This window comes from Streptodolium elevatio (genome assembly GCF_053592165.1).
Window position 1 is genome coordinate 53,134 of record NZ_JBSFVE010000027.1, and the last position, 15,807, is coordinate 68,940.

General features: G+C 70.9%; 11 protein-coding genes. 5 read left to right on the forward strand and 6 right to left on the reverse strand.

Annotated elements, in window-relative coordinates:
* Positions 1-15 precede the first annotated feature (15 nt).
* Both ACWD12_RS34965 and ACWD12_RS34970 read left to right on the forward strand, forming a co-directional pair.
* Complete coding sequence (locus ACWD12_RS34965; RefSeq protein WP_450102971.1) at positions 16-2,859, forward strand: vitamin B12-dependent ribonucleotide reductase; 2,844 nt, start codon at positions 16-18, stop codon at positions 2,857-2,859.
* Between the two features lie 193 nt (positions 2,860-3,052).
* The gene (locus ACWD12_RS34970; RefSeq protein WP_450102972.1) at positions 3,053-4,333 is read left to right on the forward strand and encodes an LAGLIDADG family homing endonuclease; all 1,281 of its coding nucleotides are present in this window, start codon (positions 3,053-3,055) and stop codon (positions 4,331-4,333) included.
* 77 nt (positions 4,334-4,410) lie between these two features.
* On the opposite strand, the gene ACWD12_RS34975 is transcribed toward ACWD12_RS34970, so the two are convergent.
* The 4 genes from ACWD12_RS34975 to ACWD12_RS34990 all read right to left on the reverse strand — a co-directional run bounded on the left by ACWD12_RS34975 (position 4,411) and on the right by ACWD12_RS34990 (position 8,692).
* Positions 4,411-5,280 (reverse strand): LLM class flavin-dependent oxidoreductase, encoded by an 870-nt coding sequence (locus tag ACWD12_RS34975; RefSeq protein WP_358358954.1) that lies wholly within the window; start codon positions 5,278-5,280, stop codon positions 4,411-4,413.
* Between the two features lie 187 nt (positions 5,281-5,467).
* Positions 5,468-6,130, reverse strand: coding sequence for a peptide deformylase (gene def / locus ACWD12_RS34980; protein ID WP_450102973.1), 663 nt, complete (start codon positions 6,128-6,130; stop codon positions 5,468-5,470).
* A 244-nt stretch (positions 6,131-6,374) separates the two neighbouring features.
* Positions 6,375-7,973 carry a hypothetical protein gene (locus ACWD12_RS34985; protein WP_450102974.1) on the reverse strand — a complete coding sequence of 533 codons (1,599 nt, stop codon included), beginning with the start codon at positions 7,971-7,973 and terminating at the stop codon, positions 6,375-6,377.
* A gap of 155 nt (positions 7,974-8,128) precedes the next feature.
* On the reverse strand, positions 8,129-8,692 hold the full coding sequence (locus ACWD12_RS34990; RefSeq protein WP_358358946.1) for a hypothetical protein: 564 nt from the start codon (positions 8,690-8,692) through the stop codon (positions 8,129-8,131).
* A gap of 202 nt (positions 8,693-8,894) precedes the next feature.
* Here ACWD12_RS34990 and ACWD12_RS34995 point away from each other — a divergent pair, with 202 nt between their 5' ends.
* A complete protein-coding gene (locus ACWD12_RS34995; protein WP_450102975.1) occupies positions 8,895-9,491 on the forward strand; it encodes an LOG family protein in 597 nt (198 codons plus the stop codon).
* 99 nt (positions 9,492-9,590) lie between these two features.
* On the opposite strand, the gene ACWD12_RS35000 is transcribed toward ACWD12_RS34995, so the two are convergent.
* Together ACWD12_RS35000 and ACWD12_RS35005 are read right to left on the reverse strand one after the other, a co-directional pair.
* Positions 9,591-11,189: a hypothetical protein gene (locus ACWD12_RS35000; protein WP_358358941.1), complete on the reverse strand. Its 1,599-nt coding sequence runs from the start codon at positions 11,187-11,189 to the stop codon at positions 9,591-9,593.
* 271 nt (positions 11,190-11,460) lie between these two features.
* Positions 11,461-12,804 (reverse strand): MFS transporter, encoded by a 1,344-nt coding sequence (locus tag ACWD12_RS35005; protein ID WP_450102976.1) that lies wholly within the window; start codon positions 12,802-12,804, stop codon positions 11,461-11,463.
* Between the two features lie 382 nt (positions 12,805-13,186).
* Here ACWD12_RS35005 and ACWD12_RS35010 point away from each other — a divergent pair, with 382 nt between their 5' ends.
* Positions 13,187-13,735 (forward strand): winged helix-turn-helix transcriptional regulator, encoded by a 549-nt coding sequence (locus tag ACWD12_RS35010; protein ID WP_450102977.1) that lies wholly within the window; start codon positions 13,187-13,189, stop codon positions 13,733-13,735.
* 169 nt (positions 13,736-13,904) lie between these two features.
* A complete protein-coding gene (locus ACWD12_RS35015) occupies positions 13,905-15,464 on the forward strand; it encodes a hypothetical protein (RefSeq protein WP_450102978.1) in 1,560 nt (519 codons plus the stop codon).
* Positions 15,465-15,807 lie beyond the last annotated feature (343 nt).

A 15,807-nucleotide genomic window follows, 5' to 3' on the forward strand; every position in this document is an offset into this window, starting at 1 on the left:
CAGGAGGAGATACGTATGACAGAGACGACGAGCGGCTCAGCACGCGGCGCCGGCCGGGCGAAGCCCGGCAAGGGCCTCCGCATCGAGCGCGTGTACACGACCCCCGGAACCCACCCGTACGACGAGGTGGTCTGGGAGCGCCGTGACGTCGTCATGACCAACTGGCGCGACGGCTCGATCAACTTCGAGCAGCGTGGCGTCGAGTTCCCCGACTTCTGGTCGGTGAACGCGGTCAACATCGTGACGAGCAAGTACTTCCGCGGCGCGGTCGGCACCGACGCGCGCGAGTGGAGCCTCAAGCAGCTCATCGACCGGGTGGTGAAGACCTACCGCAAGGCCGGCGAGGACAACGGCTACTTCGGCTCGCCCGCCGACGCCGAGATCTTCGAGCACGAGCTGACGTACGCCCTCCTCCACCAGATCTTCAGCTTCAACTCCCCGGTGTGGTTCAACGTCGGCACGATGCAGCCGCAGCAGGTCAGCGCCTGCTTCATCCTGTCGGTGGACGACACGATGGAGTCGATCCTCGACTGGTACAAGGAAGAGGGCCTGATCTTCAAGGGCGGCTCGGGCGCCGGCCTGAACCTCTCGCGCATCCGGTCCAGCAAGGAACTCCTGTCCTCGGGCGGCAACGCCTCCGGCCCGGTCTCCTTCATGCGCGGTGCGGACGCCTCCGCCGGCACCATCAAGTCGGGCGGCGCGACCCGCCGCGCGGCCAAGATGGTCGTCCTCGACGTGGACCACCCCGACATCGAGGACTTCATCGACACCAAGGTGAAGGAAGAGGAGAAGATCCGCGCGCTGCGCGACGCGGGCTTCGACATGGACCTGGGCGGCGACGACATCACGTCGGTCCAGTACCAGAACGCGAACAACTCGGTCCGCGTCTCCGACGAGTTCATGAAGGCCGTCGAGGCGGGCTCGGAGTTCGGCCTGCGCGCCCGCATGACCGGCGACGTGCTCGAGACCGTCGACGCCCGCAAGCTCTTCCGCAAGATGGCGGAAGCGGCCTGGGCGTGCGCGGACCCGGGGATCCAGTACGACGACACGATCAACCACTGGCACACGTGCCCGGAATCGGGTCGTATCACCGCTTCTAATCCCTGCAGTGAATACGTCCACCTTGATGACACTTCGTGCAATTTGGCCTCGCTGAATCTCATGAAGTTCCTGCGCGACGACGACACGTTCGACGTCGTGAAGTTCGCCAAGGTCGTCGAGCTGGTCATCCTGGCGATGGACATCTCGATCTGCTTCGCGGACTTCCCGACGAAGAAGATCGGCGAGAACACCCGCGCGTTCCGTCAGCTCGGCATCGGGTACGCCAACCTGGGCGCGCTGCTGATGGCGACCGGGCACGCGTACGACAGCGACGGCGGTCGCGCGCTGGCCGGTGCGATCACCTCGCTGATGACCGGCACCGCGTACAAGCGCTCCGCCGAACTGGCCGCAGTGGTGGGCCCGTACGACGGCTACGCACGCAACGAGGCGCCGCACAAGCGCGTCATGAAGCAGCATGCGGACGCCAACGACGCCGCCACGCGCACGGACGACCTCGACACCCCGGTATGGGACGCGGCGACCAAGGCGTGGAAGGAAGTCCTCAAGCTCGGCGAGAAGAACGGCTTCCGCAACGCGCAGGCGAGTGTGTTGGCTCCCACGGGGACCATCGGCCTGATGATGGATTGCGACACCACCGGCGTCGAGCCGGACTTGGCTCTGGTCAAGTTCAAGAAGCTCGTCGGCGGCGGTTCGATGCAGATCGTCAACGGCACCGTCACGCGCGCGCTCAAGCGGCTCGGATACCAGGCCGAGCAGGTCGAGGCGATTGTCGAATTCATCGGCGAGAACGGCCACGTCGTCGACGCGCCGAGCCTCAAGGCCGAGCACTACGAGGTCTTCGACTGCGCGATGGGTGAACGGGCCATCGCACCGATGGGCCACGTGCGCATGATGGCTGCCGCGCAGCCATTTTTGAGTGGGGCCATCAGCAAGACGGTAAATCTGCCGGAAAACGCGTCGATCGAAGATATCGAGCGAATTTACCTCGAAGGATGGAAGCTCGGCACAAAGGCACTCGCGGTTTATCGGGACAACTGCAAGGTCGGCCAGCCCCTCTCCGCGAAGAAGAAGGACGAGGTCGCCGAGGAGAAGCCCGTCACCGTCGAAAAGGTCGTCGAGTACCGCCCGGTCCGCAAGCGCCTTCCGAAGAGCCGCCCGGGCATCAGCACCTCGTTCTCGGTCGGCGGCGCCGAGGGCTACATGACGGCCAACTCGTACCCGGACGACGGTCTGGGCGAGGTGTTCCTCAAGATGTCCAAGCAGGGTTCGACCCTCGCGGGCATGATGGACGCCTTCTCGATCGCGGTGTCGGTCGGCCTGCAGTACGGCGTGCCGCTGGAGACGTACGTCTCCAAGTTCACCAACATGCGGTTCGAGCCGGCCGGCCTGACGGACGACCCGGATGTGCGGATGGCGCAGTCGATCGTCGACTACATCTTCCGCCGCTTGGCGCTCGACCACCTGCCCTTCGAGACGCGTTCGGCGCTCGGCATCCACTCGGCCGAGGAGCGTCAGCGCCATCTCGACACCGGCTCGTACGAGGCGGCCGAGACGGAAGGCGATGACGACGACGTCACCACCGAGACGCTGGCGCAGTCGGCCCCGCGGGAGCACAAGAGCTCCCCGCCGGAGCTGAAGGTCCTTCCGGCGGCGGTGCATTCGTCGACGGAGCTGCTGGAGGCCCAGCAGGGCCGCAGCGCGGACGCCCCGCTCTGCTTCTCCTGCGGCATCAAGATGCGCCCGGCGGGCAGCTGCTACCTCTGCGAAGGCTGCGGCTCCACCAGCGGCTGCAGCTGAGTCAGATCGAGTGAGCCGAAGATCGTGACTGACTTCGGTTGAGATCGCGGAGAACGTGCCTGTGAGAGGGAGTCGGCCGAGGCCGACTCCCTCTCCGTCTGCCTGGGCCGAACGGGTGAACCTTTGTATTGCATAAGGGACTTAGTTCGCATGATCACATGATCGTGTCGGTGCAGTCGCATGCGCTGTCCCCATGGAAATCACACAAGATGTACGCGAGTCCGGAAACCCGTGCGAGGTCCACGGCGGGATCCTGGGGACACACAAGATTCCGACGGATCACGGGCTCATCGCCGCCGAAGCCGCCTTTCTTCGTCTCAAGAGGGGGCAGCGGATCCGTGTGGCCACAAGTGAGACGAACGAGCACGGAGGCTCCGGCGCAAAGGACGGTGACTTGAGCCGGCTCACCGTTCGGCCCCTCGGAGTCCGCGAATCCCTGGCAGTTCGTTTCTCGGACGGGTCGATCGTTGCGGGGGCCTCCGCCCAGCGGGTGTTCACACGCAACCGAGGCTGGCTCCGCCTCGCCGAACTGACGGGTGAGGACATCGTCGAACGCTCCCACCGGATCGTGTTCCGGGGAGCGAGCGTCAGCCGGATTCCCGTCCGTGCCCACGTGGTGGCCGAGGAGTGCGTGTCCAGGCGACCGCTCCGCCTTCCTCGTCGGTGGGGTGCGAGGTTGTGCCATTACCTGGGGTGGCTCGTCGGAGACGGGTGCTTGACACGGCACGGTGCCGTCACGGTCTACGGCTCCGCGGACGATCAGCGCTTCGTCATGCCGGTGCACCGTGAACTGCTGAATCGTATTGGGATGGGGCCCGTCAAGCCTGTCCTGCAGGGGAACGGAACCCGGCAGCTTCGACTCATGCGTGGCGCATTCGTCGGGTTCCTCGGCGAGCTCGGTTTCTCCCGTGCCCGCGCGGCTTTGAAGGTGGTCCCGTCGGCTGTCTGTGAGGCGCCGTCGGCAGCGGTGGGGGCATTCCTTCGAGGGCTCTTCGACGCGGACGGCTGCGTGGTGAATCAGGAGACGAACCAGACGCGGTACGTCGGATTGGGGAGCGCCTCACCTGAGCTGCTGCTCGACGTACAGCAGTTGCTGAGCAGCTGCTTCGGCATCACAGGCCGCATCTATGTCAGTGACAGTGCCAACCGCACCTTTGAGTACACACGTAAGCGTGACGGTCGGGCTGTGACCTATAGGGCGTTGGGGCCCGCATATGACTTGCGGATCACCGGGAACGGCATCCGGAAATTTTGCGACGCCGTGGGGTTCATGCTTCCGACGAAGCAAGAGCGTCTTGATGGGGTTCTCAGCGGGGGGCGCTTCTATCGGAAGGATCCGGCGGTGCGAATGGTTCGTTCGGAAGACCTCGGACCTCAGCCTGTATTCGCGTTGACGACCGAGTCGGGCGAAGACTGCATCGTGGGTGGCTTCATCATCCCGGGGCAGGGAATCACGCGTCGGTCCGGCGGCTGACGGTTCCGCACGTGCGGCCCCGGGAGTTCGGCCCGGGGCCGTTTCGGGCGTTCGGATGTGACGTGGAAGCAACCGGGTCAGATGCCGAGGGCTTCGCGGGTTCGGGGGAGTTCTTGGGGGTCGGTGGTGGTGGGGACCAGGAAGAGTTCGTGGAAGCCCGCGGCTTTGACGGTTTCGACGGCGGTGCGCAGGGCTTTGGGGGAGTGCACGGTTGCGGTGTCGGCGATGGCTTCGGCGATTTCCGGGCCGAAGATTTTGAGGTAGTCGAACGCGTAGGTGCGGAGCCGGGTTTCGGCGTTGTCGCCGAGGGCGTACCAGATGCTGGTGGAGAGGTGGGGTTCGTCGGTGCGGCCGGCTTCGCGCCAGGCGGCTCGTACCCGGGTGGCGACCTCGGCGAGGGCTTCCGCGTCGGGGTTGGCGATTGCCGTGCCGTCGTCGATGCCGGCGGCCCAGCGGGCGGCGCGGGCGGTGGCTTTGGGGCCGATGGCGCCGGCGACGAGGGGTGGTCCGCCGGCCTGGACCGGGGGCGGGCCGATCGGGTCGAGGTCGGGCTCGGGCGGGGTGCCGGCCCAGGTGGCGCGCATGGTGGCGACCTGGTCGTCGAGGCGTTGCCAGCGGCGGGTGAAGGGGGCGGAGACGGCTCGGTAGTCCTGTTCGCGGCCGCCGACCCCGACGCCGACGGTTAGGCGTCCGTCGGAGAGTTGGTCGACGGACGCGAGGTCCTTGGCCATGCGTACCGCGTTGTGCGAGGGGAGGACCACGATGGTGGTCCAGAGGCGTACGCGTTCGGTGAGGGCGGCCGCGGCGGCGAGTTGCACGGTCATGGAGTGGCTGGTGTAGGCGACGCGTTCGGGGACGGCGAGGCTGGACCAGGGGCCTTCGTCGACGGCGCGGCACCATTGCAGTACCTCGTCGCGGCCGTGGGGGAGCATGGTCGGGAGTGTCATGGCGATGTCCACAGCGCCGGATGCTGCCCCATCGGCCTTGCGAGGACAATGGCGTTCGTGATCACGGGTGCGGGCGTGACCGTGGAATCGGACCGCCGATGGCCGGGTGAGGGGGATCCCGCGGACGGGTCGCGTGGGAAGGGGCCCGCGGGAAGGGGCCCGTGGGAAGGGCGCGCCGCGGGCGCGGTCAGCCGGCGAGCTTGGCGGCCTTTTCGGCGCGGCGGGCGAAGACCTCGTCCTTCATCGACTCCATTTTCTTGAGCGCGTCCTTGCGGTCGCGCTTGGAGAGGCGGTCGATGTAGAGGTAGCCGTTGAGGTGGTCGGTCTCGTGCTGCAGGCAGCGGGCGAAGTAGCCGGAGCCGGAGATGACGACGGGGTTGCCGTCCTTGTCGACGCCGCGGGCGACGGCGTGGTCGGGGCGGGCGAGGTCCTTGTGCGGTCCGGGGACCGAGAGGCAGCCTTCGCCGGCTTCGTCGAGGTGCCGGTCGGCGGCCGGGAGTTCGTCGAGGACGGGGTTGAGGATGTGGCCGACGTGGCGGTTGCCGTCCTCGTCGGTGCAGTCGAAGACGAAGAGGCGGATGCCGACGTCGACCTGGTTGGCGGCGAGTCCGACGCCGTCGGCGACGTACATGGTGTGGAACATGTCGTCGATGAGCTTGGTGAGTTCGGGGGTGCCGAACTCGGTGATCTCCGCGCACGGGCGGTGCAGCACCTCTTCGCCGACGACGGTGATGCGCAGGGTCTCGCCGCGCGCGGCCTCGGGGGCGAAGTCGGGGTAGCTGTCGACGGGCTGGCCTTGTACGAAGATCCGGGCCTCGGTGTCGCTGGCGTGGCTGTGCGGCTCGGACATCGTGGTGGTGCCTTTCCGTGGCGGGTGCGGGTCGGGGCGCGGTCGGACCGGTGTACGCGGGAGGGACGGACGGTGTACGGGACGGACCGGTGTACCGACGGATCGGTGCGCCTGGAAAAACTAACATCCCGTGTCGGGGGCGCGGGTCACGGTGTGTGGGCCTCGCGCGCACGATGCGTGCCGCCCGGTTCGGCGGGCGGGGGTCGCGTCGTCGCCGACGGTCCGTCAGGGGCTCCGCGAGGGGTCACGGGAGCAGCGCGCTGGCCTTCGCGGTGACGGTGACGGGGCCGGGGTGGGGGACCGTCACTTCGGTCCAGCCGTCGGTGCCTTCGGCGACCCGGGTGCCGGGCCGGTCGGCGGTGAACCACGCGGTGTAGTGGATGCGGACGGTGTACGTGCCGGGCCGGTCCGCGGTGAACGTGAAGCTGGCCGGGGTGAGTTCGGTGAGGCGGCCGGGGCCCTCCAGGAGTGGGGCGGCGTCGGTGACTTCCCAGATGCGCCAGTGCTTGTCGGACCAGACGGGGCGCAGCCAGCCGGTGCCGGCGCGCAGGATCTCGGCTTCGCGGTAGGCGGAGGGGTCGAGGGGTACGTCGGGGAGGGCGACGTACCGTACGCCGGTCTCGAGCAGCCACGCGCGGTACTGCTCGGGGGTCATGTCGGGGTCGTAGAGCGTCTCGTTGCGGCCGCGGTCGAGTTGGCGTTCCCAGCCGCGTGCGAGGGGCTGGTGTTCGGCGACGTAGACGCTTTCCCAGTGGCCGCGGGTGAAGGGGATCTCGACGCGTCCGACGGGCTGGTTGTTGGCGGCGAGGTAGTCGAGCATGCCGGTGTAGTAGGCGTGGTGGTCGGCTGCGCTGTCCTTGAAGTCGTGCGCGACGGCGATGCTCGCGGAGGAGAGTTGCCACGCGAGGAGGGGTACGGCGAGCAGTGCGACGAGGCGCCGTCGGCCCAGGGACAGCAGGACGACCGCGGCGAGGGGGCCGGCCATGACCTCGCCGAGGCGTGCGACGTTGCCGCCGACGGCGCTGGGGACGAGGTAGAGGACGGTTCCGGAGACGGCGTAGAGCCACAGGAAGCGGCGTGCCGTGCGGTGGCCGGCCGGGAGCAGGACGAGGCCGACGGCGGCGAAGCCGAGTATGGCGCCGAGTCGCCAGAGCGGGAATCCGAAGTCGCCGGTGCTGGGGAAGATGACGGCGGGGACGAGTCCGGCGGCGGCGGGGGCGAAGGAGAGCCGGGTGGCCCAGACGCGTTCGGCGGGGACCCAGGCGAGTGCGGCCATGAGGAGGAAGGCGCCGGCGAGCGGGCTCGCGAGGCCGCTGAGGAGTGCGGCGGAGGCGGTGAGCAGGGGGCGGTGGTTGCGTGCGGCGAGGAAGGCCAGGAGGGCGGCGGCGACGCCGAGTGCGAACGGGGTGCGTCCGATGAGGTATTCGACGCTGATGATGGCGGCGAACCAGATGGAGGCGATGCGTCGTGGCAGGCCGGGTTTGCCGACGCGGAGCAGGCTCCAGGCCCAGGCGGCGAGGACGCAGGAGAACGCGGTGAGTGTGCGGGTGCCTACGGCTCCGGCGAGGGCGGGGGTGATGACGCTGTAGCCGGGGAGGAGGTGGCCGCCGTACCACTGGTTGTTCCACAGGACGGCGCCGTGTTCGCGGGCGAGCCATGCGCGGAACATCTGGGCGGGCCAGTCGGGGCCGGAGAGTCCGGTGAGGGTGAGCAGTCCGACGAGGGCGAGGGTGATGAGGTACGGGCGGTCGCCGAGGAATATGGCGGTGGCTCGCAGGCGTGCGTGGCCGACGGTGCGCGAAGGGGCTCCGGGTGCCGGTGGGGCCGCCGAGGTGCTGCTCATGCGAGGCGAGTCTTCCAGAAACGGGGTGCTGCCACGCGTGGTGGGGCGTGCGAGGGCGCGGCGCGTCGGCCTGGCGGCATTGCCACCAAGGCAGTTGGTCGCGGTTTGTCGCGGCGATTCGGGCCCAGGCAGGTGTTGCCGGTGCTGACGAGCGGTCAGGGCGTGTGGCGGCTTGGTGCCATGCCGCCGTCGACCGGTGATCCGTCGTCGGGGTCGGGTACGGGCTCGGGCGGGTTCGGCAGTCCGGCGCGGGTGCGCAGGTCGCGCGGGTCGCGGGGGCCTTCGATGCGGCGGATCACGGACAGCGCGGCGGCGTTGAAGGCCTCGACGAGGGCTTGTCCGCCGTCGGCGGTCCATTCGGCGCGTTGGACGGCGTGCATGTTGTGGTCGAGTTCGCACCAGCAGGCGACTTCGACGGTGGCGGTGACGCTGACGCGCGGGCCTTCCTGGTGCCAGACGTCGAGTCCCAGTTCGAGCCAGTCGCCGTCCGATTCGTACAGCAGCAGGGCGGTGCCGAGGACGTGGGGTTGTGCCTCGGGTTCGGGCTGCGGGTCGGCGGGGTCGGGTTCGTTCCAGAACCAGCGTGCCGGGTCGTCGAGTGACCGGCGCAGGTCGAGGGCTCTCGCGGCGGCGGTGAGGCGTTCGCGGCCGGAGTCGTCGAGCTGCGGGAACAGCCGCTCGAACGGGATGTCCGAGGCAGGGCGTTCGGTGGGGGGCACGCGGGCATTCTGCCGTGGGTTGGGGTCGTCGCGTCAATGTCGGATGGGTGACCGGCCGGTGCTTTGTGGTGTTCCGGGCGGGGGTGTCGTGCCGTGGGTACGGGTGTGGCCTGGGGCAACGCCCTGGTCGGCGGGTGGCGGGCACCGGTTGCGACAATGAGGATTGATCTTGTCGCGGGGGCGGGGAGCTGAGGAGGCTCAGGTGCGGGTAGCCGTGTTCGCGGGTTCGGCGTCGGGCGAGGGTACGCGGTTCCGGGAGGCGGCGGCGGAACTCGGAAGGTCGTTGGCCCGGGCGGGCGTCGGCGTCGTGTTCGGCGGCGGCCACGTCGGGCTGATGGGTGCCGTGGCGGATGCCGCGCTGGCCGAGGGCGGCGAGGTGATCGGGGTGATGCCGCGTTCGCTGGTGGAGCGCGAGGTCGCGCATCTGGGGCTGACGCGGCTTGAGGTCACCGAGACGATGCACGAGCGCAAGGCGGCGATGGCGGAGCTTTCGGATGCTTTCGTGGCGCTGCCGGGCGGGGCGGGCACGCTGGAGGAGTTGTTCGAGGTCTGGACGTGGCAGCACTTGGCGATCCACGCGAAGCCGGTGGCGCTGCTGGACGTGGACGGGTTCTGGACGCCGTTGACGGCCGCGCTGGACGCGATGGTGGGGAACGGCTTCATCAAGCCGCGCTACCGCGACACGCTGCTGGTGGCGCGGGATGCGGCGGGGTTGCTGGCGGCGTGTGAGGCGTGGGTGCCGCCCGCGCCGAAGTGGGAGGGCGGCATCGATCCGCAGGCGGTGCCGGTCAAGCCCTGACCGCGGGCCGGGCGCTGACCGCCGGTCGCACCTTGGCCCCGGCCCCGCGGCCCGGACCCCGCGCGAGGTGGCGTACACGGGGCTCCGACCGCCCCGGCATCAGGGCAGTAGCTTGGACTCGTCGGCCTTGATCGTGACGGGGCCGGGTGTGGCGACGTGGATCGTCGTCCACTCGTCGTCGGCGTCCGGTTTGATCGTGACGCCCTTGCGGTCGGCGACGAACAGGTTCGTCGGGTGGATGCGCACCGTGAACGTGCCCGGGGCGTCGGCCCGGAAGCTGAACTCCGACGGGGTGAGGCTGGTGAGCACGCCGGGGCCTTCCAGCAGGGGTTTGGGGTTCTCGACCTCCCACACCTGCCAGTGCTTGTCGGACCAGACGGGCTTGAGCCAGGGCACGCCGGACTTGATGAGCTCGACCTCGGGCTTGGCGGACTTGTCGATGGGGACGTCGGGCAGCGCGACGAAGCGCACGCCGGTCTCCTCGATCCAGTCGCGGTACTCGGGGGCGGTCAGGATCTCCTGGTAGAGCACCGCGTTGCGGCCGCGGTCCAGTTGGCGTTCCCAGCCGCGGGCGAGGGGCATCTTGTCGGCGACGTACACGCTTTCCCAGTGGCCGCGGGTGAAGGGGATCTCGATGCGGCCGAGCGGCTGGTTGGCGGTCTCCAGGTAGGTGAGCAGGCCGTCGTAGTACTCGGCCTTCTCGCCGCGGCTGTCCCCGCGGTCGTTGGTGATGGCGATGGCCGCGGACTGGAAGCCCCAGACGAGCAGGGGTACGGCGAGCAGCATGACCAAACGCCGTCGGCCGAGCGAGAGCAGCACGACGGCCATCATCGGCCCGGCGACCATCTCGCCGAGCCGGGCGAGGTTGCCGCCGAGGGCGGTCGGGACGAAGAAGAAGACGATTGCGGACGCCGCGTACAGGACCAGGAAGCGCCGGGCGCTGCGCTGCGACGCGGGGATGAGCCACAGGCCGACGGCGGCGAGCGCGATGATCGGCCAGAACCGCCACCACGGGAACGGGAACATGCCCTCGCTGGGGAACGCGAGCGAGACGAGCAGTCCGACGCCGGCCGGGCCGAAGCTGAAGCGGGTCGGCCACACGTTCTGGCGCGGGACCCAGGCGAGGCCGATCAGCAGCAGGAAGGCCCCGGACAGCGGGCTGGCGAGGCCGCACAGCAGGGATGCGGCGCCTGCCCAGTAGAGGCGCTGGTTGCGGGCCGCGAGGATGGCGAGCAGGCCGGCGGCGACGCCGAGGGCGAAGGGCGTGCGGCCGATGAGGTAGTCGACGGACGCCATGACGGCGAACCAGCAGCTGCCGACGCGGCGGGCGAGTTCGTCGCGGCCGACGTCGAGGCGGGACCACGCCCACGCGGAGATGATGCAGGACAGCGCGGTGAGGGTGTGGGTGCCGATGCCCTGGGACAGGAGCGGCGTGACGACGCTGTAGCCGGGGAGCAGGTGGCCGCCGTACCACTGGTTGTTCCACAGGAGCGCGTTGTGCTCCTCGACGAGCTTGGCGCGGAAGATCGCGGCGGGCCAGTCGGGACCGGACAGGTCGAGCACCATGATGAGGCCGATGAGCGCCGCGGTGATCGCGTAGGGCCGGTCGGCTATCGCGATCGCGGCGGCGCGCAGTCGGCCGCGGGGCGCCGGGCCGGGCAAGCCTGCGGCAGGCGTCGCGGGTGCTTCGGTGGTCACGTGGGTGAAGTCTTCCAGACGGCGGCGTCCGCCACGTGTGGCGGGCGCGTCGGGCCATGGCTTTTGTCGTTTTCTGAGCTTTTCTCACCGTTTCAGGGGGAGATTTCGTTTGTTCAGTATCCGCTGAGCGGCGGGTCGGCCAGAACCCCTTCGCGCCGCCGTACCCGGGTACGGCGGCGCGAAGGGGGCTTGCGGGCGGGCTTACGGCCGGGATTGTGGGCGGGATTGCGGGGTGGTTCGCCGCGGACCGGTCCCGTGGATGCGACCAGCGTCACGTCCTCGGGGCGCCGGCCGCGGTGCGGTCGCGGACGAGGAGGGCCGCCCCGGCGCCGAGCACGGCCAGCACGACGCCGAGCAGGATCGCCCGGTCGCCGCCGGCCGCGAGGGCGTCGGCCGGGGTGGCGCCGTCCGCGGACTGCACGACCGCGACGACCAGCGCGCCGCCGATGGACGCTCCGGTGTAGCGGGCGGTATTGGCCGCGCCCGCGCCCATGGCGGCGCGGTCCACCGGGACGCTCTCCACGGAGAGCCGCGCCGAGGCCGCGTTGAGGACGCCGAGTCCGAGGCCGGCCACGACGAGGCCCGGGACGAGGCGGGGCCAGTGCGTGCCGGTGTCCATTCCGGCGAGCGTCAGGAACCCGGCGGCGATGACCGTCAGGCCGACGGCGACGAGGCGGCGGGCGGGCATGTGTGCGGTGAGGCGGCCGGTGGCGACGGACGCGACCACCGAACTCGCGGACCAGAAGGCGAGCACGCCCGCCGACGCCAGCGGGCTGAGGCCGAGGACGCCCTGGAAGAGCGTGGGCAGGTAGGAGCCGACCGCGATGACCGCGAGTCCGGTGATGAAGGACCCGAGCAGGGAGAGCGCGAAGACCGGGCGGCGCAGCAGGCGTACGTCGATCATGGGCTCGCGGCCGCGCAGCGCGGTGGCGACGTACGCGGCAAGCAGCACCGCGGCCGCCGCGAGCAGGACGAGGACGACGGGTCGACCCCAGCCCTGGCGCCCCTCGACGAGGGCGGCGGTGAGGGCCCCGATGCCGCCGCCGAGGGTGAGGGCGCCGAGGGGGTCGAGGCGTCGGCGTACGTGCGACCGCGACTCGGTGAGCAGTAGTGCGGCGACGCCGGCCAGGGCGACGGCTGCCGCGGTCTGGGTCCAGTAGGGGGTGGCGTAGCCGCCCGCGCGGGTGAGGCCGGCGGCCGCGAGGGGGCCGACGGCGATGCCGGCGCCGAGGGCGGCGCCGACGGACGCGGTGGCGCGTACGCGGGCGTGGCCGGTGGGGAAGGCGTGTCCGACGAGGCCGAGTCCGGCGGCGAGCAGGGCCGCGCCGGCGACGCCTTGGAGGACGCGGCCGATCACGAACAGGGCCAGCGACCCGGCGAGCGCGGTGAGCGCGGACGCGGCGGCGAGGCCGAGCGCGCCGGCGACGAAGACGCGGCGCCTGCCGAGGATGTCGGCGAGGCTTCCGGCGGTCAGTTGGAACGCGGAGAGGCCGAGGCTGATGCCGCTGAGGATCCACGCCGGGCCGGTCGGCCCGGAGTGCAGGTGGCGGACGGTGTCGGGGAGCACGGAGATGGGGGCCGTGTAGGTCATCAGGACCAGCAGGGTCGCGGCCACGACGGCGGCGAGTGTGACGGCCGGGGAGGCGGTCCGGGCGTGCCGGGTCCGGTTTTCGTCCCCGGTGCGGGCGGGCGACGATGGTGCGGTGGCTGTCGGCGCCGATGCGGACGGTCCCTGCGTCCGGGGCGCCGTGGTGGTCGCCGTGATGGCTGGCGTGGCCGGCGTGGTGGTCGGTGTGGCTGTCGGCTCTGCTGCGGACGCGGCGGTCGGCGGCATGGGGTCCCCTCGGAGCGATGGTGCGGTCGGTACTGCGGTGCGGGCGCGGACGCGCGCCGCCGCGGGCTTGCCAGTTCGTTCGTCAGTTCATTCACTGAACCGACCGGCTCGACTGTAGCAGTTTGAGTTCAATGAATGAACCAAGAGAGGTACGCTGGTGGGCATGGCACTCGGCAAGGACTACGCGGGCCAGCAGTGCGCTCTCGCCCGCGCTCTCGAACTGGTCGGCGAGCGGTGGACCCTGCTCGTGGTCCGCGACGTCTTCTACGGCGTCCGCCGCTTCAGCGACTTCCAGGCGCACCTGGACATCCCGCGCGCCGTACTCACCTCGCGCCTTACGGCCCTGGTCGATGCCGACGTCCTGGAGCGCCGCCGCTACCAGGAGTCCCCGCCGCGCGACGAGTACGTCCTGACCGACACCGGGCGCGCGCTGTGGCCCGCGGTCTTCGCACTCGCCCAGTGGGCGATCGAGTTCGTGCCGTCCGCCGCGGGCGCGCTGCGCGAGTTCGTGCACATCCCCTGCGGGGTCATCGTCGACCGGAGCGGCCTGTGCCCCGGGTGCCGCACCGTCGCGCCCCCCGACGAACTGGAGATGCGGCCCGGCCCGGGCATCCTCACGCACACCAGGACCGACCCCGTCAGCCTCGCGCTCCGTTCGCCGCACCGACTGCTGGAGCCGCTCGACCTGTCCGGCGTCGCCAAGCCCGCCTGAGCCGCGGACCTGAGCCGTAGTTCTCGGCCGCAGTCCTCGCGCGTCCCGCGTGCCCCCGCCTTCCGCACGCTGACTCATCGTCAGCGCACCGGCGCGTCCCGGAGCCAATAGGGTGTGCACCGGCTGCCCGCGCGACCGCGCGTACGGGTGGAGAGGGTACGGAGGGGACGTGGGTGTGAGGGCTGCGGGACTGCGGGCGTTCACCGCGGTCGGAGTGCTGATCGCGCTGTATGTGGCGGTCGCCCTGCCGTTCGTGTTCGTGGCCCTGGCCATCGGGCTGATGGTGCGCGGCTTCGACCTGTTCGCCTCCGGCGAGGCGGTCATCGTCGCCGAGTTGGTGATCGCCCTCGTCGCCCTGGTCCTCGAACTCGCCGGACCGCGCCGCCTGCCCGCCGGGATCGCCGTCACCCCGCGTGACCAGCCCCGCCTGTGGGCTCTCGTCCGCGCGACCGCCCGCGAGCTCCAAGTCCCGGAACCGGACGGCATCGTGCTCACCGGCGGCACGGTCGTCGGCCTGCGCGCGGTACGCCGCCCCGGCATCACGCTGCACAAGCACCTCGTCCTCGGCTCCGCAGTCCCGACCTGCCTGACCGAGCCGCAACTGCGCGCCGTCGTCGCCTCCGCGCTCGGCGGCCTGCGCCGCCGCCGTCCGCCGCTGCCCGACCAACTGGCGCTGCACGGACTCGACATGGTCGCCGGCCTCGCCGAATCGGCACGTGCGCGCGGCGCCGGCGGACTCGCCGACGCGGCGCAGCGCTTCGCGACCCGCTACGAGGAGATCTGCGCGCCGGTCCTGCAACTCCAGGAGCGCACCGCCGACCGGTACGCCGCCGGCGTCTACGGCACGGACGCGATCGCCGACGGCCTCGACGCGCTGCGCCGCGTACAGGTCGCATGGGGGTGGTACCGGCGCGGCTACCTGAACGCCGGGCTGGCCACGGGTGTTCTGCCGCTCGATCCGCTCGGCGACTTCAAGGCCCTGGTTGCCGACCCGGTCCGCGTCGCCGCCCTCGACGGCCTTGCCGACGACGAGCCGCCGCGCGTCCTGGTCGAGCGTGCGGCCCGGCTGCGGGCCCGTCCGCTGCCGGGGACCGTGGCGCTGCGCGGCGGGCAGCAGGGGCTGGCGCTCGGCCTCGACGACCCGCGCCGCGTCGTGTCGCACCTGCACGCGTACCTGCTGGCCACCGACGACGAGGGCATCGCGGCGAGCGGCGCCTTCGAGATGCTCGACGGCATGACGTCGCTCGACCGCGAGGCGTTCCTGCGGCAGGTGAGCGGCTACCGGGCGGCGTACCGGGCGTCCCGGCTGGCGCCGGCGGCGCGCCGCGCGGGTGCCGAACTGCCGGTCACCCTCGGGGGCGTGGTGGCCTTGCTCGTCGAGGGGCAGGGGGCGAAGCTGGCTCGCGAACACGCGGACGGCGGTGCCGCCGAGACCGGACCGGACAGCCCCGTCGTGTCCGCGCTGACGGCGCTGCTGGGGTGTGCGTGGGTCGACGCGGGCCGCGCGCGCTGGGACTTGACGTGGTCCGGACATGACCGGGTTACCGGGTACGACGGGGTGCCGCTGGACCTGGCCGGGTTGGCCGCGCGGGCGATCGCGGGGGCGGCGGGGGCGCGGGAGCTGCGTACCGCACTCGCGGATGCGGGGGTGTCGCTGTACCACGAGGTACGCATGCCGGCGTCGTTCCACGCCGCGTCTGAGCGCGAGACCGCGGTCGGGCACCGGTGACGCGCACGGGTGACGGACACAGGTGACGCGCGACGCGCGCAGGTGCACGGGCAGTGCGCCGGCAGTGCGCGCCGTCGCCGGGCGCCGGTCGTGGTCATCGCGGGCGGGCGAGAGGGATAGCCTGATCTCGTGAGCATCCCGCAACAGCCCCGCGTGACGGTCGACGCACCCGCCGACAGTGCTGCGGAGGACGCGGTCGACGAGCACGTCGTCGCCGACGACCCGGTTGCGGAAGACGCGGTTGTCGAGGACGCGGTTGGCGCGGACACGGCGGCTGCCGTGCCCGGGGCGCGGACGGCGGCGAACGGGCGGGCGCCGGGCCTGAGGCCGGCGAAGTCGGCCT